This is a genomic window from Pradoshia sp. Z3_51 (assembly GCF_058215915.1).
Map to the genome: position 1 here is coordinate 90,877 of NZ_JBZAJC010000008.1, position 22,430 is coordinate 113,306.

The following is a 22,430-nucleotide window of genomic DNA, read 5'->3' on the forward strand; positions in this document are numbered from 1 at the left end:
ATTTAATTTCCTTAGAGAAGCGGTTTTTATAATGTATGCCTCTTTTCCTGATTAGCTACAAGATCCTTTCGAGCTAGCTTATTTACTTCAGGAAAACAAAATTAAGCAGAACCTTAACAGGTCCTGCTCAATCATTACTCGGTTATAACAGTCGTTTTCGTCTTATACAATCTATAGAGCCTTACAATATTTTTGGTGATCGTTTTTACAACAGCATAGGTCGGCACGGCTAATATCATCCCCATTATACCAGCTAAACTTCCTGCAACCAATAATATCAAGATAATGGTCAATGGATGAATATTAAGTGATTTCCCAATAATCAACGGAGAAATCAGATTACCATCAATTTGTTGAACTATTACAATCACTAAGATGACCAAAATAGCTGTTAGCGGCGATTGGAATAGACCGACTACCACTGCCGGTGCAGCCCCAATAAACGGGCCTACATAAGGAATAATGTTTGTAATTGCAATTACTAATCCCAGCGTCAGTGCATATGGTAAATCCAGTATTAAGAAACCGATAAAACAACACGTACCGACAAAAATACAGACAATAATTTGTCCCTGTATATAGCTTGCCAATGTCTCAGAGGTTTCCTGAATAATAACCATTCCTTCTTTTCTAAAAGAAGATGGTAAAAATCTCATGATTGCATTGGGAAGTTTATTCCCATCCTTCAACATATAAAACAGGATGAACGGAACTGTTATGATAATTAATGTCAGATTTGTGATAAAGGAGAAGACGGCCGAGACTCCAGTCGTTATATTCTTTGTCACAGTGGTTGTGAATTCAAGCAATCTGTCCTTCAGTTCGTCTATTTTAACTATATCCTGTTGAATTACATAATTAACCAAAGGGGAATCAGATGCATCCTCAATGATTCTTCCAATATCATCAATGATTTTAGGCGTATTCTCGACTATATCTGTTATTTGATTCGAAACGATTGGCCCAACTGTTGCTCCACCAAATATAAATAAACCAATCAGGGCTATGTATACGATCAAGATTCCAATGATTTTTGGTACTTTCCGCTTTATCATAAATTTTAAAAGTGGATTTAATAAATAAAACAGAAATCCTGAAATCAAAATTGGGAAAAAAAGCGTAGATATGAAGATCCCAATCGGATTAAATAAGAAGGAAATTTTTGTACTTACGAATATAATCAATAACAGTAACAAGATTTCCAATGTCCAAAAATGTAATTTTGATTTCAATTGTATCCTCCTCTCCTCATATTCGGTTATTCCCCATTATATCGTATTTATTCGTTAGAAAAAACATTCCCATTAATATAATGTTTTAATACATTAGATGTCATACTTTTTATAAAAATCTGTTTTCCTACTGATTGTTGTATAATATTGGTAAGGCGGTGTTTAAATTGAAGAACTACACAGTGATGTTTCTGTTGCTATTTGTTGCAAGTATCGCAGGTGGTATGGCACTAAAAAACATTTTCGGATTTTCAATGTTAGTTGGAGTTGGGTTAGCATTCATATTTTTGCTTTGTTCAGCTTTTTCACTAAGCATAAACAACCATAAGAACCAAAACACAGAAATGGGAGATGAAATTAGAAGATTGTCTTAATATTCAATTCCCGAACTTTGAAAAGGGTATAACAATTCACCAGCTATTACGGAGTATGGATAGAGAAACATAATGATGAGATTTTCAAATATCATATTATGAGTTATGACCCGGGAGTTAGTTTCCATTCGGCATTTTATCCTAAGATGTCAATTACAGCCGTAATATGTTCTAACAAATCTAAAGGTGCATATGATATTACGCAGGAAATTGAGAAGGAAATTTTAACCCTTTGGAATCATAGAAAGAGTAACTCAGGTTGAAGTGAGGTTAATCCATAACAATGTTTAATGTAGAATTAATGGACTTATAGAAAAATACTATGTAAAGGAGTGACACTATAGTGGAAACAGTGAAGCCAGAGGTGGAAACATCGAATTTTGTAGATATCTTTACGAATGTTTTACCTTTTTTTCTATTGGCGGTAATGATTTTAATTATTATCGCTATTATATATATTGTTAAGATTTTTAAGCGTTATCTAACTAACAGTAAAATAGTTGAGCAAAAACTAAAGCTGATAGAAACAGATATACAGGAGACTAAACAACGTCTTGACCGAATTGAAAAAAATCTTAAATAAAATTTAATATATTTTTTTAGTATGCTAGCTAGGGGCTTCAACAAAGTAATGACAGCACAAAAGCTGTCTTTTTTTATTGAGATATCAGCAATATACTATTAGAAAAGAACTAATACAAATAAACCGGAACTTTTATGTTCCGGCTCTATCTCCAGCTTTGTTTAGAACGCCCAATTCCCTTTTCGGAAAATAGGTTCTTTTGTTCCATCTGCCAATTCTCCATCAATGTCCATTTCAGCAGAACCAATCATAAAATCAACATGATTAATACTTATATTGACACCATCATTCGCTAATTGATCTTCATTCATCTCTTTGCCTCCTTCAAGACAAAAAGCATAGCCTGAGCCAATAGCCAAGTGATTGGATGCATTTTCATCAAAGAGAGTATTATAGAATAAAATATTTGTATCAGAGATTGGTGACTGATGAGGTACTAGGGCAACTTCACCAAGATAGCGAGATCCTTCATCAGAGTCAAGAAGATTCTTAAGAACATTCTCACCTGTTTCTGCCTTTACATCTACAACTTTCCCTTTTTCAAATGTTAACGTGAAATTGTTAATGACATTTCCGCCATAGCTTAAAGGCTTCGTGCTTGTAACAGTTCCATTCACGCCTTCTTTATAAGGAACCGTAAAGACTTCCTCTGTTGGCATATTAGCCATAAACGATATACCTTTTGAATTCACACTACCGGCTCCGCACCATATATGTTTATCAGACAGCTCAATGGATAAATCTGTTCCTGGCGCTTTATAATGAAGAACTTTATATTTTTTTGAATTTAAATAGTCTGCTTTTGTACGCAGGGTTTCATCGTGTTCCTTCCAAGCAGCAACTGGATCCTCACTATCTACTCGGACTGCTTTAAAAATCGCATCCCAAAGTAATTCCACACTGTTTTCGGAATCAGGGAAAATCTTGTCAGCCCAGGCCTTCCCTGCAGCAGCTGTTACACACCAGCTCACTTTATCAGATTGTGTAGCTTGTCTAAATTTATTTAATGCAGTGCCTGCCGCTTTTTGAAAGCTAGCAATTCGATTCGGATCGATTCCTTTTAATAGGTCAGGACTCTGAGAAACAATTGATAGGAAAGCACCACCTTTTTCTACCAACTCCTCTCGTTGAGCCACTATCCATTGCGGAAATTCATTAAAGGCTTCATCTGGAGCCAATTCATATTTGATTCTGCTAACCTCTTCATCAGCCCAATCCACGTATACATGCTTTGCACCGGCTTCATAAGCTTTTTTAACAACTTGGCGTGTAAACGATGCTGATTCAATTGAGGATGAGATTACCAAAATTTGCCCTTCTTGAATATTGACTCCCACTTTAACAACCAATTCTGCATATTTGTTTAATTTTTGTTCAAAATTCATTCTTTCAGCTCCTTTAAAACATCATTCCCATTCGTTACTATTTTACCACTCCTTGTTGGAATACACAGTTGAACGAATTGGTTTTTTTGAAAAATTATAAAAAAAGAGAATACCTTTATCAATACTGGTTATTATCACTTGATTCAGTAACTGGACTTCCCGCTGTTCTTTGTTTAATCATACTCAGGAAATTTTCCACTGTCTTTGCCAGATATCTTTCTTTGGACCAAATAACACCCACCGTAGATGTTAAATCTTTTTCTTGAAGCTGATAACTGTATAATTGGTGTGTATCATATGTCTTTACAACTGATTCCGGTACAACAGTGACCCCAAATCCCTGCTTTACCAATTGAAGTAATAGCTTGATGTCTGAGCATTCGCTTTTCACTAACGGTTTTATGTGCAGCCTTGAGAATTCACTGACAATCATTTTGTAGATTCCTAAACCTTCATTGCTTGGTAGAATTAATGGTTTTTTACTAATGCTTTTTAAAGAAACGATTGTTTCAGAGCTCTCTATTTTTTCATTTGTTAAATAAACAAATGGCTCTGTTTTAATGGGCAGTATATTCACCTCATGAGACTCAATTGGAAAGATGACATATCCAATGTCAAGCAGCCCCTCCTTAATCATTTTCGTCAATTCCACTGAATTCCCTTGATAAACGGTGTAATAAACATTAGGATATTTTTGATGAAAGTCATTTAGATAACCTGCTAATTGATAATCAGAAAATGTATTTACTCCAATGCGGAGATTACCACTTAATCCTTCCACCATTTCTTTCGTTTCAGTTATCATTTCTTCAAATACTCTAATGATATCCACTGCTTTTTGATAGAGAGAGGCTCCTGCCTGAGTTAATTCAAGAGTGTTTCCTTTCCTATTAAAAAGGACAACTTCTAATTCATCTTCCATTCTCTTTAATTGTTGACTGAGCGGCGGCTGAGCCATATGCAATCGTTTTGCCGCTCTAGTAATTTGTTTTTCTTCTGCAATGGCTACAAAATAGCGTAACTGTTTTATATCCATATCCTGTCCTCATTTCCGTTATATCAAAAAGATATACTTATCATACAAAATAAATATTTTTCATATATTACACACAATGATAGCATGGGAAGGTAGCTTTTTAAAAAGGAGAACGACACATCATGGAAAAATTATTTAAATTGGATGCGCACGGTACTACCATAAAACGTGAAATCCTCGCTGGCTTTATTTCTTTTATCACCATTGTTTATATCGTAATTGTCAATTCCAAAATCCTATCAGAAGCCGGAATACCATATGACGCAGCTATGATTGGAACTATACTTACCTGTGTATTCGGTTGCATGATTATGGGACTTTGGAGTAATACTCCCATCATCGTCGTCCCGGGCATGGGAATTAACGCAATGTTCACATATACAATCGTTATCAATGGTAACTATAGCTGGCAGGAAGCACTTGGAATTGTTTTTCTTTCAGGTGTACTTTTCATGCTTATTGCGTTCACACCGTTAGCTAAAAAAATTACTGAAGCAATCCCGCATTCCTTAAAAGCAGGAATTACAGTTGGGATTGGAATTTTATTAATGTTTATAGGGTTTGAGCAAAGCGGAATTATCGTTTCCTCACCTGAAACTATTGTTGCTCTTGGTGACTTAACAAATGCGGAAACCTTGTTAACCATTCTTGGTCTTATAATTACCTTTATTCTATTTACTCGTAATATTCCTGGAAATCTCCTAATCAGTGTCGCTATCATCACCATCCTGGCCATCTTTCTTGGAGTGGTAAACCTTGATGGGTTTGAATGGACTCAACCATCATTTAACTCGTATGGAGAAGTTTTTGGAGCCATGTCATTTACCAATATCTTCTCAATCGGTTTTCTGTTAACTTCTTTTTCAATGGCCATGGTTGTAACCTTTGAAAATATTGGGTTAATTCATGCACATACTGTATCTATAAAACAACCCGAGAAAAATAATAAAGCCCTTAAAGCTAACGCTCTATCTGTCCTGTCATGCGGTATATTCGGGTCAAGCCCGACTGTTGCCACTGTGGAAACAGCAGCAGGGATTACAGCAGGCGGACGAACAGGATTAACAGCTGTCACTACAGGCTTGTTCTTTTTTGCTTCATTATTTTTATTACCTATAATTAAAATCATTCCAAATGCAGCTATATCCCCTATTTTGATTTTAATTGGGGCATTAATGATTCAAAATATAACGGAAATTGATCTGAATGACTTAACTGAGAGTTTCCCTGCTTTATTGGTGATTGTTTTAATTCCATTAACATTCAGCATTGCCAATGGAATGGCTATAGGATTCATAGCCTATCCATTAATTAAGCTATTTTTAGGAAAAAAACGCGATGTTTCAGTACCACTTTATATTATTGCTCTATTATTTACGCTCAATTTTGTCTTTCAATATACATCCATATAAGAAACAAACCGGACAGGTGTTAGATGGCTGTCCGGTTTGTTAATGTTAATTAAATCTTGAACGTGGATAACTAAAATTTCGGTAAAACAGAACGAAAAAAGGCCAATTTACAATTAACATGTAAATTGGCCTTCGTTTATTCTGGAAAGTATGGATTTAAATGAATGAGCACTTCTTCAATATGGTCAAATTTCTCCTTTAGAGAATTCTTAATCTCTCTTGATAGGTCATGACCTTCTTTAATTGTTTTATCCTGGTCAATGGAGATACGAATATCCATTATTATGTAGTGACCATGTTCTCTTGCCCTTATTCGGTCAATACGTCTGACTTCCTCAAAACTAAGGATAACAGCCTCAAATTGCTCCATCATTTCCGGCTGTACATTGCGTTCGATTAGAATATGGAAGGCTTCTGTCAGCATTTCCCTTGCAATTTTAAAAATCAAATAGGCTACAAATATACTCGCGACTTTATCCCCATATAAGAGAAAGGTAATTCCTAATTTATCCCCAAGATAAGATAAAAGTATACCTATTGCTGCAGCCAGCGATGCCACTATATCTGCCTGGTGATCATATGCTACCGCTTCAATCGCTTTACTGTTTACCCGTTTGCCGACATTCATGGAATAACGGAATAAGCATTCTTTCGTTACATAAGAAAATAAAGCAATCCAGAAGGCAATCATGCTTGGAGTTTCAATAGGATGGAAAAATCCAGCTACACCTTCATACACAATATAAAGGGATACTAATAATAATAAGATTCCAATTACCCCGGAAACAATTACTTCAGCTTTGCCGTGTCCGTATGGATGCTCAAGATCCGCAGGTTTATTTGAAACTTTAAGTACCAATAATACGATGACCGCCGCAAAAACATCCGCTGCCGAGTGTATCCCATCTGCGAATAACGCATCACTGCTTGCGATTATTCCGATTACGATTTTTCCAACTGTAAGAATTATATTGCTCCAAATACTAATCCAGGCTACCCTTTTTGCCATTGACTCTCTAAGTTCCAAGAAAATTCACCCCATACTTATTACACCTATATGAAATGGATTCCATACGTTGGTGCAAAAAAAATGTTATGCCACTGTTTAATCAAACTGTATAAAACTGATTTCGGAAACATATCAATTGTGAACACAAAACAATATTTTATCTTTTTCACGAAAGAGACTCAACATATTTAGCTTACCCAAAAAAAAGAGATAGCTTTTGCTATCTTCAAAAGTATCTCTTTTTCCAAAATATTATAGTTGTAATGGATGATAACAATAGGGCAACACAAATAACACCTATAAACGCATACGGGTTATTTTGAAAAGGTAAATTAACATTCATCCCATATATGCTTGCTACAATAGTCGGGAATGATAAAATAATCGTTATGGAAGTTAAGAATTTCATCACGATATTCAGGTTATTCGAAATAACTGAAGCAAATGTGTTCATCATACTCGTCAAAATGGAATGATACGTCTCAGCCATCTCAATCGCCTGCGTGTTTTCAATAATAACATCTTCTAAAAGATCCTTATCCTCTTCATACATCTTCAAGTGATTTAACCGCAAAAGTTTTTGTAATACGATTTTATTGGATTTTAGCGACGTCGTAAAATACACCAAACTCTTTTCTAATGAAAGAAATGCATAAAGCTCTTCATTTTTCATAGACTGGTGTAATTCTTTTTCGATATCATCTGTTTTACGATTGATCTGTTTTAAATATCTTAAATAATAGCTAGAGATATTAAACAGAATTTGAAGAGCAAATCTTGTCTTTTTATACGTAAAAAATCCCTTCATTTTCTTACTCACAAAATCAGTAATAATGGGATTTTCAATGAGTGAGATTGTAATAAAGCATTCGTCTGTTACAATCAGACCAATTGGAAGAGTTTCATAAAGCGGGAATCCCCCATCATCATACGTAATGTATGGAAAGTCTACAATGATCAATATATGATTATCTTCTCTTTCAAGCCGAGACCGTTCTTCATCATCCAATGGGTCTTTAATGAAATCTTCCGGTATATCCAAACGATCCGAAATTAACTTGATTTCAGCTTCACTTGGCGCAACCATATTGACCCAGCACCCTTTTTTTAGTTCATCAATTTTCTGTAATTTACTATCTGTATCTGAGATATAATATTCTAACATTGATTTAACCTCCTCTCATTATGAGGAAGCAACAACTCTTTTTAATGGAATGACGATTATCTTTCCCCACCTTTTATAAAAAGCACTGTTGGTTTCCTCAGGCAAGCTCGTGTCTGGGTCACTCGAATCGTAGCTACTCAATAATCTCAACTCCTCCTGAAGATAGTTTTACCTCTTACATCTTATACCTAACATTCAAAGCTGTGCAATGGGAAATTAACTATTCATAAAAAGATTACCTTAGTCTGACTGTCATACTCCCTTTTTTTATAATAGCCTTTGCTCTTTCGTTCTCTAAAAAGACAATTAACCCCCTTACTTATCCCAACTGATTGGAAAAAGCATTTCTTACACCCTAAATAATAAAAAATAAAATCTACATAAAAACAAAGCATCCCCTTTTAATCTTAAGGGATGCTCTGATTGCGTATATCAATTACTTATTATTTCTATATTCTTTTTCTGTTCCGTCATTAAATGAAATATCTATATCAATCGCCTGATAATTATCATCTAATTCAAATGCTGAAATAACTTTGGATATAACATCATCCTGTGATGTATTAGAATCAATATCTAATTTTTTAAATATAGGATTTAAGCGGTCAACTGCATCATTACCATTTACTCGCTCATTATTTCGATCATCTTCAATCGAAGCTTCTACTCCATCGTTATCATTTTCGTAGCTAACCTCATAATCCTTATTATTTTCGTATTTCACTTCAAGATCAAAATCTCTAAAAGAATAAGCTGAATCATTTGTATTAGTACCCGTATTATTGTCTGTTGCTTGATTGTTTGCGTTGTTATTGTCTGTCGCTGTATCATTCGCATTGTTATTTTCTGTTGTTTGATTGTCATTTGCTTGATTATCTTTTTGTGCATCATCATTATTATTGCACCCTGCTGCAAATACTGTTAAAACGCACATACACATGATTAATGATAATTTCTTCATAATGTCTCCTCCTAAGTTTGTTATGTAACTGTTGTTTTAGTATTTCCCCACTTAGCTTCTAAATACACTATCTTTTCATATTTATAGTGATAATTATTTCATTATACTTACCGGGTAAAACCTATGATAAACTGCTTTTAAAGTTTAAAATGTTATATAGCGGGAGGATATATCTTGTATACATGGGTATAGAGAATTGTGGCACATAGAGCTAAAAGAGGAGGTTTATTGAATGATGTATACATATCGTAAAATAATCTTAGTGATTTGGATTATTTTCACATTGGTAATGGGATTCTTCGCTCTAAAAATGCCTGGTATTCTGCAAGGCAGCGGCTTTGAGATGGAAGAGTCCTCCTATGATAAAACAAATGAGCTATTAGAGGATCGGTTCGGTCAATCAGCCTCACCTTATATCATTTTATTTGAAAATAAGGATAATTTAGAGGAAAAGGATTTTAAACAAAAGATAAACTCAGTATTGAATGATGTGAAAAAAATCGACGGGTTTAGCTCAGTAGAATCCCCCTTAGAAAATGATTTACAATATAAAAAGGAGATTGCCTATGCCTCTATCTCTTTTGACGAAGACACACAAGAACCTGCAGATTATATTAAAGCTTTAAACCAAGAGATTGCTGGCCAGGATATATCCGCTTCTCTGACTGGTAGCCATGTCATTGAAGAAGATATGAGCAAAGCATCTCAAACTGATTTAAAAAATGCCGAAATGATTGGGATTCCAATCGCCATGATTGTATTGTTATTAGCTTTTGGAGGATTGGTTGCTGCTTCCATTCCCCTGATGACCGGGATTGTAGCCGTTGTATCCTCGATGGGGATTATTTATTTTATTGGTCAGAGTATTAATCTTTCCGTGTTTGTTTTAAATGTTGTTCCCATGATTGGGTTAGCAGTCAGCATTGATTTTGCCCTTCTCTACATCCATCGATTCAGAGAAGAACTGCAGCATCATGAAGTCAGTAAAGCCGTGAGCATTACAAACAAAACTGCCGGGAAAGCAATTGCTTTTTCTGGAACCTGTGTTGTTCTTGGTCTTGCAGGGATGTTTTTCATTAATATTGATATATTCCGAAGTATAGCTGTCGGCGGTATAGTCGCTGTTTTCATTTCTGTCATTTCTGCCCTTACCTTCCTGCCGGCCTTATTAGGCATTATCGGTAAAAACATTAACAAAGCTATGATTCTAAAAACTAAAGAAAACTCGGACAGTAAATGGAGAAGTTTCGCAAACTTCGTAATGAAACGCCCTATAATTATGGCCTTAGCCGCTTTACTCATTTTAATGATTGCAGCCACCCCTATTCGCAATATTGATTTAGAAATACCTAATGCTGATTCTTTGCCGGCTGACAGTCAAACAAGAATTGCATATGAAAAATTTGAAGACTCTTTCCTTCCAAGCAATCAGTCAAACGTACCGATTGTTTTAGAAACAAAAAATCAAGAGGACATATTATCAAAGGAATCCCTTGAGAACATAGAAGCATTTATAAATGAGCTTAAGGAAGATGAGCTTGTCGATCAAGTTGATTCAATATTTACGTATACAAACACAAACTCCGCTGAAGAGTTATATCAAACCTTACAATCTGATGCGGCTAGAGAAAAAATGGCTCCTGTCCTCGAAAAGCTAGTGAACGAAGATACAACCCACATAACGGTTAAACTCGATGCAGCATACAAAACCGCGAAAGCAAAAGATTGGGTTCGAGAGGCTGAGAATCAAGACATACATCCAGAGCTGACTCACACTATTGGCGGTCAGGCAAAATTCACACAAGAAATTTTTGATGAAATCCTGGAGCAGGTCCCAAAAGGTTTATTACTGATTATCGGGGCTACTTATTTGATTTTATTAGTTGCATTCCGGTCTGTACTCATTCCGGTGAAAGCTATTCTGATGAATATCCTTTCCCTTGGAGCTGCCTTTGGTATCATTGTATGGATTTTCCAGCACGGGAATTTAGGAGTTGATCCTAACCCAATTGCACTAATGATACCTATCTTAACCTTTGCAATTGTTTTTGGATTAAGTATGGATTATGAAGTTTTCTTAATCTCCCGTATCCAAGAGATTTATCTCGAAACTGGAGATAACGATAAAGCTACCCTTGAAGGCTTAACTACAACAAGCAAAATTATCACCTCGGCAGCCGCCATAATGATTGCTGTTACAGGTGCCTTTGCTTTTACAGATATTGTACCGGTAAAGCAAATCGGGGTTGGTGTGGCCTTAGCTATTTTTATAGATGCCACCCTTGTCCGTATGGTCCTTGTTCCTTCTCTAATGAAATTGCTGGGCAAATGGAATTGGTGGTTCCCTGGACAAAAAAGGGCGAAAAAAAGCAATAATTGATTGTATACCAAACTCGCATCCTCAATTGTTTTGGATTACACTTTAACTGAAGAGATTTATCAATTTGGAGGTGTTTGGCAATGAACAACCATGAAATTGATTACAAGATATACGGAGACGATATGCAATTTGTAGAAGTGGAATTAGATCCGAAAGAAACAGTCGTGGCCGAGGCCGGAAGCTTAATGATGATGTTATTGGTATGATTTTTTATGTGCGAAATATATATTTCTAGTGACATCAAGGGTTAAGGTAATTTCGCCAAAACTCGATGGGCGTTATTGGCTGTAAAACGGTCTTTTTTTGGACTCATCTTCAATAAAAATCACGATGATCATTGGTCAATTCACTTGTATTGAAACACAAAAAACTAGTTTACTTTTTTTGTTTGCTAGAGTAATGAGCGAAACCAAAATTCAAAATAACCTCTCAAACAAGCGATTTAAGAGTTGAATCTCTATCAGGTCCAAACACCTAACACCTTACCCTGTTCTGAAAAGCGCGAAAATGAGCCGTTTTAACAATAGGCTTTGTTAAAGTTTACTGATGATTTATGTATTCAAAGAAAAACGGAACTTCCATAAGCTTGGAAGTTCCGTTTGTTTTATTGTCTTATTGAACTAACGCCCCTATTAGTTTAAGTACGTTCTTTCACATACTTAACCACACTGTTCATTTATTACAGGAAGCTGTCCCTATAGTAAAAAAGCTCCTCTTTTTTTCTTCCACAATCGCGCCCAATCGTGGAAAGAAAACATCTACATTTTAACTGCGGAAGTTTTTATAAAGATATATTAAAACTCCACATATAGTAGTTGTTCCCCTCCAAAGTAAAAACTTAAAAAGGGTAAGACAGAAAATATACTTTACCCTTTTTACCTAAAATTAAATTTTCTTTATTATAAATTCATAATCATTTGGTTCTTCATAGCTTTCTCCAGACAGTTCAAGAACTTCTGCCCCTGTCATAAAATTATTAATTGCTTCGTCTAAAGCGTATTCAGCATCTTCTTTACTGTGATATATTTCATCATCAGCTTCTTCAAGACTTCCATCAAATTTATTTTTCATAAATATCTTATAAGCCATATTACACCTCCTATTTGTTTCCTATATTTATTCGACTTTCAAAGGTCTCTATCCTTCTTCCACTAACCTGCCCCGTTTCTACAATAAGGAATTCAACAAAAAGAGCATTAATCCTTCTTCGATCAATGCCCCTATTAGTTTAAGTACATTTATTCACAAACTTTGTTGATTTTGCATAATTAATTGGTTCATTCATTACAGGAATGCTGCCCCTTAGCTGCATAACAAAAAAGGAGTTAATCCCATTGGAAAATAGTATAGATATTACACCAACAGATTCAGTCGGTATTATTTTTGGTTTTCCTGCTGTTCCGACACTAATAGTGGCTTCGTTTGGGAACTTGCTGTCTGTTATGGTGATTATTGTGTTATATGAAAAAATAGGTTATACGCGAAACACTAAACAGAAAGAAGGGTATTCGGGCAAACGAATGAATCTCGCTCGCAAGTTATTCAAGAAATACGGCATACCTGGTATCTCCTTTCTCGGACCGCTTGGTGTTGGGCATCATATCGGGGCAGTTATTACGCTTATAGCAGGAGCACCGAAGAATTATGTAGCATTGTGGATGACGATTGGCATTTTGGTCTGGACAATTGGTACTGGAGTTTTAGTTATATATGGTGTTAATCTTGCAGATCGCTTGGTATAAGTTACCTACGTCCTTAAAGTGAGTTCTTTTTCAAGGAATGTATAAAAGATAGATAGAATCCTGACCCGTTACTTCCACCCAGAGGTGTTACTTATCAATTAAATATTTACGTAAGGTGTGAAAACAGAAACGTTAATCTAAAAGGATTAACGTTTCTGTTTGCTAGGTAATCTTTTAATACCCTCTGTACAAACAACACTTCCTAAAATACCAACTAAAACGCTTGATGAAATGATTTTAAATGCATAATAAATACTTGTACCTGCGATAAAATCTAGTATTAGAAATTTTTTAATTGTTGACCATTTAATTGTATAGAAAATAACTTGATTTTGTGCTTTCATATAGATTTATCACACCTAAATCATTTTTCCTAAGATATGGTTAAATAAGTTTGTCTTATTCCACTAAACTGCCCCTGTTCGTTATTCATTTGTCTTGGTTTGTTTTATGGGTATTCTAAGTCAAGCTTCCCGGATCATCGTAAATAAACGAGATGAGGCTAAGCTCATTTCATCTTTCCAAGGGTCAAGCTTAGTCTTTTTCGTTTGTTGCGTGATATTTTACTTGAAGACTTGGTTATAATAACACTGTAGCTTATGCTACAAATTTACAGCAGTTCTGTATTGGTGGGACACCACAAAAAAAGCGACTATTTTAAACCGTCGCTTTTTCTCTGTTTATAGGAACTAAAAGAACGATTCTTCTTAGTGAAGAATTGTCCTAACTGGGTTATTTAATTCTACTTCCGGCTCAACAAACCCATCTTCCGCTAACCTGCCCCTTTAGCAGCATAGAAAAAGATTCAATCGATCAATTATATAAATTGATTGAGCCAACGAAATTAAATAAGTCATTAATCCTTTTCTTGGTTTAATGACTTGTTTAATTTTCTTATTTCTTCTGTTTGATTAATAATATTGTTATTTAAAGGCTCTGTTCGTAAAGATTGTTGCTAAAGGTAAAAAAGAGACAGTTTTTATGCTGTCTCGCTATTCAACACCCCTGTTCAAGTAAATTCCTTCACAAACTTTGAGTAAAATGGGGTCAAACTCCGAGGAAAAATATTTTAATATTAAAGATATAATTTGTATGCAATAAAAAATTGCAAAAAAGAGCATCGAATTCGATGCTTTTATAACATCACCCTAAGAGGAAGTTACCAGCCAAATACCCCAAGTATGCAAGAATAATCCCTGCTACGTAGGTGATGATTGTATAGAAGAAAAATATCCTTTTGTAATTACTTAAATATCTTTGAACCATTTCTAGTTTGAGTGTAGAGAAGGTTGTAAAAGCACCCATAAATCCTGTTCCAAGCAAAAGAACTATCATCGTATCCGCTTTAGCACCAGTAATAATACCTAATAGAAAGGCTCCCAATAGATTTACTGTAAGAGTTCCGATAGGCAGTTTAAATGTTGATTTACTGTTTAGTTTCTTACTAATTGAATAGCGAGAAATCGCTCCGAAAAAGCCGCCAATGCCGACCAATAAAATATGTGTGGCTGTCACGATTTTTGCACCTCCTGACTTACTCTAAAACCTAATCGACTCATTGCTAATCCACCAATAATACTTACGAATACATAAACTAAACCCAATACAATATTTCCATCCTGAAACAATTTAACGGTTTCGACACTAAGGGTTGAAAAGGTTGTAAAAGACCCAACAAATCCTGTTCCTATCACTGTTGCTACCGCAGGAGAAACGGAAATCCTCTTAAATAAATTAGTTGTTAACCAAGCCAAAAGAAAGCTACCAATTAAATTAACAATTAATGTAGCATAAGGAAATGTGCTATTTGTAAATAATGAAACTCCAACTATATACCTTAAAATAGCTCCTAATGCTCCTGCAATTCCTATCCAAAAGTAAATCATTTTGTTTCCTCCTTCCTAAAAACAAAAAGACTCCTGCCAGTATTAGTTTACCAGCAGGAGTCATTAGCCATTCGGCGGTTAAAGGCGAACTCCATCACCTGTTTAAATTTCATTAATATTATATATTCTATTTTATCGGATCGGAAGTAATTCCTTTTATCGTTTAGCGATAAAATTGAAAATGGCATCCATTTTAAACGAAAAAATCTGACCACTACGCTATAATCGTCAAGGAATATTTCAATCACCTTTGGAATGCTGTCCAACCTAATCACCATTTGTTAATATTATACAATTAGAATAGGTAGTTTTCTTCTTCAACTAAACTGCCCCTTTTCTACAATAAGGAATTCAACAAAAAAGAGCATTAATCCTCCTTGGATCAAAGCCCCTGTTTGTTTAAGTACGTCTTTTCACAAACTGAATTCGATATCATTTTTACCCCCTTAATCACATTAAAAATGGCAATAAAATAGCCAAAAATCCAGCCACTAGAATGATAGTACCGAAAATCCGAGACAGTAATTTTTCGTCTCCTGAAACCCCATTCCACAAAACAAGATTCACTAAGAAGAGAGCTTTTTTCTTGAGTACCAAATACCCTGTAAATATTAAAAATAGCCCAATTAAGATGACAATTATTTCATCGATAATCTTTCACCTCCAAGATGGTGATAATCCTAAAAACCCTACATTGATTTTAACATAATTATCCAATTGATTCTGGAATTCACATAGTATATATTGCTTAACCTTTCAGTCTTCACCTGCTGTTCTTCTTCCGCTAAACCAGCTAATAGGTTGTCAATATCTCTCTGTATATTTCATTTTTTTATATGCTATACTGTTTTTGGGTATGCCAAATAACCCTCCAGTTTCATTTTGGAAGGTTTTTCTTATGTTGGATAAATATCATTTCCAAAGCTATATCTAGGAAATTCTGGTTCTTTTTCAATAAAGCATAAATCCAATGAAGCAGCTTATTGATACAAGCTACAATGGCAACTTTCGAAGGTTTTCCTTCTGAACGTTTTCTATCATAGAACTCTTTGAGCTTTTTATTTCTAGAGCTTCTTATTCCACATAAAACAGCTAATTATAAGCTATGCCTTAGCCTACTGGAACCTCGTTTGGTTATGCGATTTATGTTCGCAGTAAACTTTCCAGATGAATGGACACTAGGATCGACTCCAGCGAAGGCCACTAGCTTCTTAGGGTGATTAAACCGATCAATTTCCCCAATCTCTGAAATAATTGTTGCCGCAATCTTTTCACCGATACCAGGAATCGATTGGATAATCTTATATTCTTCTATTTCATTTGCCAGGGATACCATTTGGCTCTCTAAATCCGTTAGGTGTCCTTGGTAGTGAAATAAAATATCGATATACATACTAAGATTGATAAGATGACTTTCATATTGCACTTTCTGAAAAGGATTCTGAGAAGCTGAATGAATTAACTTTCTTATTTTTTCTTTAGCCCACTGTACAGACCGACTTGGACAATGTTCTCGTATTTTATCTTCTAGTTCTTCCTTGCCAGCCTTTAGAACCTTCTCCGAGGTAGGATATTCCTTTAATACCGATAAAGATACTTTCGAAAAAAGATCTCCAAAAACCTTTCTGTATTCAGGGAAAACCTGATCTAAAATCGTATGAAAATGCAATTTTGCCTCCACATACATATTCGTCATTATTTCTTGTTGTCTCGATAGATTTCGAAGATTTAAGAGCTGAATTCCTCTCCTCTTTTGAGGTTCAAACTCTTCTTTATAATAGAGAACACACAGTTGATATGCATCATATGCGTCAGTTTTCACCTTTCTTAAACTGGCCTTCTTCGCTTGATGAGAAATGATTGGATTCAATAAGATATAAAGTATGTCATTCTCTTCTAAGCATTGAACAACTGGGGTATGATAATGTCCTGTTGATTCCAATATAACCACAGGCATCTGCCCAGTTGTTTCCTTCATTTCTTCTAAGAAATAGAAAAACTTCTCCAACTCTTCACGATTATGCTTAATCGAAAAACTTGTTCCATATGGCTTTCCTTTATCTAAAAAAGCCTGTACTTCACTTTCTTCTTTGGCTATATCTATACCCACAACTGGGTTCATTCTTTCTCCTCCTCTGATAAATTCACCAGTACCCCTATTTCCTCCAAGTAGTATTATAGCTTCGCTTGTTATACGAGATCTCAGTCCCAACCAGCCTCAAACATATTTCTACAAGTAGGGGGTGAACAGTTTAGCGGACGGGATCATTTGTCCCACTGCCCCTTACGTTCTACCCTGGCTACTGATAGATTAAATTCATATGAAAAAAGTTCAACCAGAAAGTTCTGGCTGAACTATATAATACGAACCTGCCCCTTTAGCAGCATAAGAAAAGACCGTCAATTTGACAGCTTTGATCTTCGGCTATCGTCAGTTAAAGTTAAAGGTTTAAAATGCTAAAAGTGATACGGTTAAATAAAAAACTGCAAATAGAAATGCTACAAACATAATTAAAGTACCTTGAGTTATAAAAAAAGTATTTATCATATTTTTCTTTTTGTTTATGGCATATTCTTTAGCGAAAGATAGATGAAATGGAATACAAATTATTGAAAAACAAAAACCAACACTCAGGCAGATTAAAACAAATTGAACGAATATGGGTACATTCGTTTCAAAAAAGAAATCTGATAACCCGAATAAGGGTATTCCATACCAAAATCCGACTGTAAGAATCAATACCATTAAAGTAATTAAAGATAAAAATATATTGTTTTTCATTGTTCGAAAATAAAACCGCATTTTGATACCCCTTTATCCCTTGGACTTAAGACTCCCATTTTCTTTATCTCGTCTATTGTAAAAATTCCACTTAGATATATTAAAATCCTTCTTCCGCTACCTGCCCCTTTACTTCCATAAGATAAGAATAGACTTATACCAGTTCTGAATCCTAAGCTATTGCTTACTTCAATTGAATAAGGTATCAACAAAAATTAATTACCCTTTAATAAAATTTAATTTTTATTTGATTTTATTAATAAATATGTTAATATTTAGTTAAATTTTATAAAGGAGGGATATTTTGGATAAAAATGAAGTGCCCAATTGGCTCTTGTCTTTGGAGAAAGAAGACATTGAGTTTATTAAGAATTTTGTTATAAATTCCGGTTCATTAAAGGAGATAGCAAAATATTACCAAGTCTCTTATCCAACCGTTAGACTTCGGTTAGATAAACTGATACAAAAAATTGAGGTTAATGACAGTATAGAAAGTGAAGAATTTATAGGTTTCATCAAGAAACTTTCAATTGATGATCGAATTAGCTTAGAGGATGCAAAATTAATCATTGATAAATATAAAAAGGAGGTGAGAATAAGTGAATGATTGGTATGTATTATTGATAGCTTTATTAGCGTTTGGTATTCAATATTTTTTATCAACTAGGATTAAATTGTATTGGGGTTCTATTTTACCGATTGTATATTTGGCGATGTTAATATATATCCAAATTTCCGGGATAATGGAATATTCGTTAATACAAATAATCCTCTTCGCAATTGTAGGTGAACTGTTTCTGATAGGATATTGGGTTACTGGCAGAAGAAGAGTAGATAATAACCGCAAAAAGGAACTAACTAAGATGAGGGCTTATGACATATAATTAGATCTGAGTCCAGGATAAATTTGGTATACCTTACTGAATAAATGCATACCTTTAAAACCCTAATAGTATGATTACTATGCTTGGATATTTAAAGATATAAAATAGAAGAGAAGAACAAGTTGATTATTTACTGATACCTCTTGTTCTTCTTGCACTAACCTGCCCCGTTTGTGGAATAACTAAAAAAGAGCTGAACCACAGCCCTTGATATTGAAACGCAAACCTTACTTAATAATTCTCTAACTCACTATTTAAATCTCTTAATAACACATCGATCTCCACCATTACTGAGTCTTCATTGATTGGGAAAATGGATGGTTTAACTCTATCTTTCTTCATACCAACAAGCCAGTTCTCAATAAACTCATTTAATTCAATTGGTTCAGCTTTGAAGTTATTCCACTCATTAACGGCACAGTATTCTGCAAATTCTTTTCTAGGAAAGAAAAGAATCAACATATTTCCATCATCATCCTGTGCTGTTGCCCAACCATCGTCATATAAACCCCAGACTTCCTCATAATCAGCGACCTTTTTAATAAAATACTCATATCTTATATTTGGTGGCTGTTTAATTATCGAATCTAATTCTTTTTGGTTCATATTGATATCCTCCAGTTACTGCGTTTAACAAGGCATTTAACATATTCTCCAATACTGATAAAAACACCTTCTTAAGCTAACCTGCCCCTTTAGCTGCATAAAAAAGACCACCAATTTGACAGCCGCGATCTTCTTCTATTTTCCCTGTTAGATAAATAACATTGAATAAGAGCTAACGATTATTCAACACTTTATTTAGTTGAACTAGTGCTTCACTTACTTCTTTTCTTAGTTGTTGTTCGGATATTTCAAAAGCAGTTTCTTGTCCAGGGAGACATTCGTACCAATAGCAATCAACTGCTTCAAAAACTTCGTTTAAAATTTCAAACAGTGTGTTATCCATTCTTTCTGTCTCACTTTTAAATGTATTTAAATATTCACATTCAAAAACTTTAACAGTAATTAGTTTATTTACAAAATCATCCATCAACCTCTTATACTTATACGCAAACATTTTTTACCTCTTCTAATAAATTTGTTTAATCCATTCTTAGGATATTGCTTTTTAAAGTAAATGCCCCGTTTGTTCCATAGTGAATGTAGGTAATTATTAAAGTCCTTAATTCTCAGATGATCTATTGATTTTCATCTCTTCTTTCTTTGATATGGCTCCTTTGCCCAATCATAGAATGAAAGAAGTAAGAATGCTATGAAGCACACCGCTATGTTTTCAACCCAATTAATCTCTGTTTCGGTAATGAAATCCCAACCGATTGATATTACAAAATAGATTATGGGGAAGCTAATATTCTGTTTGAAAATATTGATTTTGCCCCAACTTTCGTTTATTCATTTGGTAGAGAATTTTCGTTTGGTGTTCGCTGATAATAATATCTATGTAATAATTTTACATTAATATAAAAAGTCCTTCTTCAACTAACCTGCCCATTTAGTTGCATAAGAAAAGGGGATGCATTCACAGACCTTTGACATATAAAAATCACATTTGCCAAAACAATTACTAAAATCAACGAACTGATTTAGAAATTGTTTTATTTCACAAGTCATTTCTTTTAAGTCTCCATCAATTTCGTTCTTCGCTAAATAAACTCCATCTGATAAATAGTGAATTTCCATCTCCATCCATTCGCAGTCTTCTGGTAAATGCTGAATTAACTTGTCCATTATGGTGATAACATCATTTATATCTTGTTGTATGTAAAGGTAATCATTTAATAACCCCAGTATTATCTTGGGGGGAAGGCCTTTTTCAACATCTCCTTTAATCAACTCTAATTTCAACATAAATTCCTCTATATTTAATTTGGAGGATAAAGACAAATCAATAATTTCATACGGTGGGTTTTCAAGGGTTTTAATTGCATTATCTGCCCACTTTATAATTTCTTGTACTGAAAAAATACCAATAGAGATTCCTACTCTATAGACTTCTGCCGTTAATTTTATATTCAAAATGAATCCCCTTAAAATTATTTAAATTCAACTACTTTTCGTCATTTCCTTCTTCAACTAACCTGCCCCTTTTTTGTCAAAACAAAAAAGAGCTGCTCACAGCCCTCGATATTGGAGTATATCTATTCCTTCAATTCTACAAAATATATCGTTTATCCCTTCCTGGATTAACGCCCGAATTGTTCTATATGTACTGAAGAAATATTTTGTAATTCACTTGATTTTACTATTCCAAGATTATGCCATTTCTAAAGAACTCCACAAGAGAGTCAGCTACTTTTGCTTTACCGTGCTTAAGAATTTCATCTGGATTGTCTCCTACATCGTGATATATTTGAAATACAGGTGGGTTTTCAGAATCAAAATTAATAAAATAGGGGTCTCCAGAACCCGTTGGATCTCCGCCTATGCAGACATAACCTCTTTCTAAAATTTGTATACCTTGATATGCTTCAAAAGAGTAATCTATCATATGACTCGGCTGATATATTTCTACATATTCTATCCCATCATAATCTTCTTCAGGTTCATATGCTTGCCAACCAATTTCCATATGAATTAATGGAAGTTCGGAAATTAATTTACAATACCAACTTGGAATCTTACCCCCAAATTTGTCATTCAAAAGTTGGATTTCTTCTCTTGTAGCTGTTCTCCCTAAATATTTTTCACCTAATTTTTTTGCTTTTTCAATGAAGTTTTCGGCTTCTTGAAAAATAATTTCCGACATATAATCACCTCAAAATTTTATACAGCAAAAGTTGCTGTTCTTAACGACTTGTTTGTTTCTACTGTTGGAAATAAACAGGATGTGACCATCATATGTTTTAAATTCTTCACAGAACCCGGTTTAGCTCGTGACTAGTAAATGTTATCTCTAAAAATAGGATTTATAGGTAAATTATAACACCAGCTTACTTTAAGGGTAAATTGTTATTCAACTAACCTGCCCCGTTTCTACAATAAGGAATTCAACAAAAAAGAGCATTAATCCTCCTTGGATCAACGCCCCCTTATGTTTAAGTATTATTTACCACAAACAGAACCCTCCCATTGACTAGGAGGGTTTTTCAATAAATTTATTAAAGACCAACATTATCAGCTGCATAAGTAGCTTGCTCAGTAGTAAAGCCGTCATATTTCAATTGGTCGATTAGGCCACTTCTTGAGAAAGCTGAGAATGCAAGATAGTCTTGAGCCGCTGCCACAGCCTGTGAATCCCAATCCACTTGGTCTTCAATACTTTCTACCGCATATGTAGCGTCCGCCTTAGAGAACCCTTCATACTCTAGCTGTTCAATCAATCCGTTCTTAGAAAAAGCAGTGTAATTTAGATAATCTTTAGCTGCCCTGATAGCATTCTGTTGTGCTGCGGTTTCGGCAGCTTTCTTGGCTTCTTGCTTAGCTTTTTCTTCCGCTTCTTTTTTAGCTTTCTCTTCTGCCTCTTTCTTAGCCTTTTCCTCAGCTTCTTTCTTAGCCTTTTCCTCAGCTTCTTTCTTAGCCTTTTCCTCAGCTTCCTTCTTAGCTTTTTCCTCAGCTTCCTTCTTAGCTTTTTCCTCAGCTTCCTTCTTAGCTTTTTC

At 34.6% G+C, this 22,430-nt stretch carries 23 protein-coding genes, 3 pseudogenes and 1 riboswitch; of the genes and pseudogenes, 9 read left to right on the forward strand and 17 right to left on the reverse strand.

Annotation, left to right across the window (positions count from 1 at the left end; all coding sequences use genetic code 11):
• Positions 1–134 precede the first annotated feature (134 nt).
• Positions 135–1,232: an AI-2E family transporter gene (locus tag AC4BHA_RS14605; RefSeq protein WP_066101969.1), complete on the reverse strand. Its 1,098-nt coding sequence runs from the start codon at positions 1,230–1,232 to the stop codon at positions 135–137.
• Positions 1,233–1,399: 167 nt separating this feature from the next.
• Here AC4BHA_RS14605 and AC4BHA_RS14610 point away from each other — a divergent pair, with 167 nt between their 5' ends.
• From AC4BHA_RS14610 to AC4BHA_RS14620, 3 genes and pseudogenes are all read left to right on the forward strand, one after another.
• Positions 1,400–1,606 (forward strand): hypothetical protein, encoded by a 207-nt coding sequence (locus AC4BHA_RS14610; RefSeq protein ID WP_139891509.1) that lies wholly within the window; start codon positions 1,400–1,402, stop codon positions 1,604–1,606.
• A 47-nt stretch (positions 1,607–1,653) separates the two neighbouring features.
• Positions 1,654–1,869, forward strand: a pseudogene (locus tag AC4BHA_RS14615) (hypothetical protein); the annotation flags it as partial.
• A gap of 80 nt (positions 1,870–1,949) precedes the next feature.
• Positions 1,950–2,189 (forward strand): hypothetical protein, encoded by a 240-nt coding sequence (locus tag AC4BHA_RS14620; RefSeq protein WP_066101977.1) that lies wholly within the window; start codon positions 1,950–1,952, stop codon positions 2,187–2,189.
• Between the two features lie 161 nt (positions 2,190–2,350).
• On the opposite strand, the gene AC4BHA_RS14625 is transcribed toward AC4BHA_RS14620, so the two are convergent.
• Together AC4BHA_RS14625 and AC4BHA_RS14630 are read right to left on the reverse strand one after the other, a co-directional pair.
• The gene (locus AC4BHA_RS14625; RefSeq protein WP_066101980.1) at positions 2,351–3,574 is read right to left on the reverse strand and encodes an aminopeptidase; all 1,224 of its coding nucleotides are present in this window, start codon (positions 3,572–3,574) and stop codon (positions 2,351–2,353) included.
• Positions 3,575–3,692: 118 nt separating this feature from the next.
• Positions 3,693–4,610: a LysR family transcriptional regulator gene (locus AC4BHA_RS14630; RefSeq protein WP_066101984.1), complete on the reverse strand. Its 918-nt coding sequence runs from the start codon at positions 4,608–4,610 to the stop codon at positions 3,693–3,695.
• Between the two features lie 122 nt (positions 4,611–4,732).
• On the opposite strand from AC4BHA_RS14630, the gene AC4BHA_RS14635 reads away from it, so the two are divergent.
• Positions 4,733–6,022, forward strand: coding sequence for an NCS2 family permease (locus AC4BHA_RS14635; protein WP_139891510.1), 1,290 nt, complete (start codon positions 4,733–4,735; stop codon positions 6,020–6,022).
• Positions 6,023–6,158: 136 nt separating this feature from the next.
• Here the strand turns inward: AC4BHA_RS14635 and AC4BHA_RS14640 are convergent, their stop codons facing one another.
• The 4 genes from AC4BHA_RS14640 to AC4BHA_RS14655 form a co-directional block, all read right to left on the reverse strand.
• Positions 6,159–7,031, reverse strand: a complete 873-nt coding sequence (locus AC4BHA_RS14640) for a cation diffusion facilitator family transporter (RefSeq protein ID WP_139891579.1) — start codon at positions 7,029–7,031, stop codon at positions 6,159–6,161.
• 226 nt (positions 7,032–7,257) lie between these two features.
• Entirely contained in the window at positions 7,258–8,196 is a 939-nt protein-coding gene (locus AC4BHA_RS14645; protein WP_066101990.1) for a magnesium transporter CorA family protein, read from the reverse strand.
• Between the two features lie 18 nt (positions 8,197–8,214).
• Complete coding sequence (locus AC4BHA_RS14650; RefSeq protein ID WP_257468979.1) at positions 8,215–8,337, reverse strand: hypothetical protein; 123 nt, start codon at positions 8,335–8,337, stop codon at positions 8,215–8,217.
• Between the two features lie 295 nt (positions 8,338–8,632).
• Complete coding sequence (locus tag AC4BHA_RS14655; RefSeq protein WP_066101994.1) at positions 8,633–9,157, reverse strand: YusW family protein; 525 nt, start codon at positions 9,155–9,157, stop codon at positions 8,633–8,635.
• Positions 9,158–9,389: 232 nt separating this feature from the next.
• On the opposite strand from AC4BHA_RS14655, the gene AC4BHA_RS14660 reads away from it, so the two are divergent.
• Together AC4BHA_RS14660 and AC4BHA_RS14665 are read left to right on the forward strand one after the other, a co-directional pair.
• On the forward strand, positions 9,390–11,537 hold the full coding sequence (locus AC4BHA_RS14660; protein ID WP_139891511.1) for an MMPL family transporter: 2,148 nt from the start codon (positions 9,390–9,392) through the stop codon (positions 11,535–11,537).
• Between the two features lie 80 nt (positions 11,538–11,617).
• Positions 11,618–11,731, forward strand: a pseudogene (locus AC4BHA_RS14665) (AIM24 family protein); the annotation flags it as partial.
• A 691-nt stretch (positions 11,732–12,422) separates the two neighbouring features.
• On the opposite strand, the gene AC4BHA_RS14670 reads toward AC4BHA_RS14665, so the two are convergent.
• Positions 12,423–12,626, reverse strand: a complete 204-nt coding sequence (locus AC4BHA_RS14670; protein WP_490558841.1) for a hypothetical protein — start codon at positions 12,624–12,626, stop codon at positions 12,423–12,425.
• 245 nt (positions 12,627–12,871) lie between these two features.
• Between AC4BHA_RS14670 and AC4BHA_RS14675 the strand changes: the two genes are divergently transcribed.
• Complete coding sequence (locus tag AC4BHA_RS14675) at positions 12,872–13,279, forward strand: small multi-drug export protein (RefSeq protein ID WP_490558842.1); 408 nt, start codon at positions 12,872–12,874, stop codon at positions 13,277–13,279.
• 146 nt (positions 13,280–13,425) lie between these two features.
• Here the strand turns inward: AC4BHA_RS14675 and AC4BHA_RS14680 are convergent, their stop codons facing one another.
• From AC4BHA_RS14680 to AC4BHA_RS14695, 4 genes and pseudogenes are all read right to left on the reverse strand, one after another.
• Positions 13,426–13,623 carry a hypothetical protein gene (locus AC4BHA_RS14680; protein WP_490558843.1) on the reverse strand — a complete coding sequence of 66 codons (198 nt, stop codon included), beginning with the start codon at positions 13,621–13,623 and terminating at the stop codon, positions 13,426–13,428.
• A gap of 799 nt (positions 13,624–14,422) precedes the next feature.
• Positions 14,423–14,794, reverse strand: a complete 372-nt coding sequence (locus tag AC4BHA_RS14685; RefSeq protein WP_490558844.1) for a fluoride efflux transporter FluC — start codon at positions 14,792–14,794, stop codon at positions 14,423–14,425.
• Complete coding sequence (crcB, locus tag AC4BHA_RS14690) at positions 14,791–15,165, reverse strand: fluoride efflux transporter CrcB (protein WP_490558845.1); 375 nt, start codon at positions 15,163–15,165, stop codon at positions 14,791–14,793. Before crcB ends, AC4BHA_RS14685 begins: the two co-directional genes overlap by 4 nt.
• A 47-nt stretch (positions 15,166–15,212) precedes the next feature.
• Positions 15,213–15,273, reverse strand: a riboswitch (Fluoride riboswitch).
• Between the two features lie 769 nt (positions 15,274–16,042).
• A pseudogene (locus tag AC4BHA_RS14695) lies at positions 16,043–17,287 on the reverse strand (IS110 family RNA-guided transposase).
• Positions 17,288–18,251: 964 nt separating this feature from the next.
• On the opposite strand from AC4BHA_RS14695, the gene AC4BHA_RS14700 reads away from it, so the two are divergent.
• Together AC4BHA_RS14700 and AC4BHA_RS14705 are read left to right on the forward strand one after the other, a co-directional pair.
• Positions 18,252–18,554 carry a DUF2089 family protein gene (locus AC4BHA_RS14700; RefSeq protein WP_151675531.1) on the forward strand — a complete coding sequence of 101 codons (303 nt, stop codon included), beginning with the start codon at positions 18,252–18,254 and terminating at the stop codon, positions 18,552–18,554.
• The gene (locus AC4BHA_RS14705; RefSeq protein ID WP_490553213.1) at positions 18,547–18,831 is read left to right on the forward strand and encodes a hypothetical protein; all 285 of its coding nucleotides are present in this window, start codon (positions 18,547–18,549) and stop codon (positions 18,829–18,831) included. The genes AC4BHA_RS14700 and AC4BHA_RS14705 overlap by 8 nt, the downstream gene beginning before the upstream one ends.
• A gap of 231 nt (positions 18,832–19,062) precedes the next feature.
• Here the strand turns inward: AC4BHA_RS14705 and AC4BHA_RS14710 are convergent, their stop codons facing one another.
• The 5 genes from AC4BHA_RS14710 to AC4BHA_RS14730 form a co-directional block, all read right to left on the reverse strand.
• On the reverse strand, positions 19,063–19,437 hold the full coding sequence (locus tag AC4BHA_RS14710; protein ID WP_490558846.1) for a DUF2750 domain-containing protein: 375 nt from the start codon (positions 19,435–19,437) through the stop codon (positions 19,063–19,065).
• 172 nt (positions 19,438–19,609) lie between these two features.
• Complete coding sequence (locus tag AC4BHA_RS14715) at positions 19,610–19,891, reverse strand: colicin immunity domain-containing protein (protein WP_490558847.1); 282 nt, start codon at positions 19,889–19,891, stop codon at positions 19,610–19,612.
• 422 nt (positions 19,892–20,313) lie between these two features.
• The gene (locus tag AC4BHA_RS14720) at positions 20,314–20,850 is read right to left on the reverse strand and encodes a hypothetical protein (RefSeq protein WP_490558848.1); all 537 of its coding nucleotides are present in this window, start codon (positions 20,848–20,850) and stop codon (positions 20,314–20,316) included.
• A 226-nt stretch (positions 20,851–21,076) separates the two neighbouring features.
• Entirely contained in the window at positions 21,077–21,580 is a 504-nt protein-coding gene (locus tag AC4BHA_RS14725; RefSeq protein WP_139892834.1) for an SMI1/KNR4 family protein, read from the reverse strand.
• A gap of 352 nt (positions 21,581–21,932) precedes the next feature.
• Positions 21,933–22,430: Ltp family lipoprotein (locus tag AC4BHA_RS14730; protein ID WP_490558849.1), on the reverse strand; the 498-nt coding region annotated here is incomplete at its 5' end.

What these genes read in the sequence shown, in the direction of transcription:
- AC4BHA_RS14625 (WP_066101980.1), bottom strand. Translation starts at nt 3,574, where the DNA reads ATGAATTTTGAACAAAAATTAAACAAATATGCAGAATTGGTTGTTAAA.
- AC4BHA_RS14630 (WP_066101984.1), bottom strand. Translation starts at nt 4,610, where the DNA reads ATGGATATAAAACAGTTACGCTATTTTGTAGCCATTGCAGAAGAAAAA.
- AC4BHA_RS14635 (WP_139891510.1), top strand. Translation starts at nt 4,733, where the DNA reads ATGGAAAAATTATTTAAATTGGATGCGCACGGTACTACCATAAAACGT.
- AC4BHA_RS14640 (WP_139891579.1), bottom strand. Translation starts at nt 7,031, where the DNA reads ATGGCAAAAAGGGTAGCCTGGATTAGTATTTGGAGCAATATAATTCTT.
- AC4BHA_RS14645 (WP_066101990.1), bottom strand. Translation starts at nt 8,196, where the DNA reads ATGTTAGAATATTATATCTCAGATACAGATAGTAAATTACAGAAAATT.
- AC4BHA_RS14655 (WP_066101994.1), bottom strand. Translation starts at nt 9,157, where the DNA reads ATGAAGAAATTATCATTAATCATGTGTATGTGCGTTTTAACAGTATTT.
- AC4BHA_RS14660 (WP_139891511.1), top strand. Translation starts at nt 9,390, where the DNA reads ATGATGTATACATATCGTAAAATAATCTTAGTGATTTGGATTATTTTC.
- AC4BHA_RS14670 (WP_490558841.1), bottom strand. Translation starts at nt 12,626, where the DNA reads ATGGCTTATAAGATATTTATGAAAAATAAATTTGATGGAAGTCTTGAA.
- AC4BHA_RS14680 (WP_490558843.1), bottom strand. Translation starts at nt 13,623, where the DNA reads ATGAAAGCACAAAATCAAGTTATTTTCTATACAATTAAATGGTCAACA.
- crcB (WP_490558845.1), bottom strand. Translation starts at nt 15,165, where the DNA reads ATGATTTACTTTTGGATAGGAATTGCAGGAGCATTAGGAGCTATTTTA.
- AC4BHA_RS14710 (WP_490558846.1), bottom strand. Translation starts at nt 19,437, where the DNA reads ATGAACCAAAAAGAATTAGATTCGATAATTAAACAGCCACCAAATATA.
- AC4BHA_RS14715 (WP_490558847.1), bottom strand. Translation starts at nt 19,891, where the DNA reads ATGTTTGCGTATAAGTATAAGAGGTTGATGGATGATTTTGTAAATAAA.
- AC4BHA_RS14725 (WP_139892834.1), bottom strand. Translation starts at nt 21,580, where the DNA reads ATGTCGGAAATTATTTTTCAAGAAGCCGAAAACTTCATTGAAAAAGCA.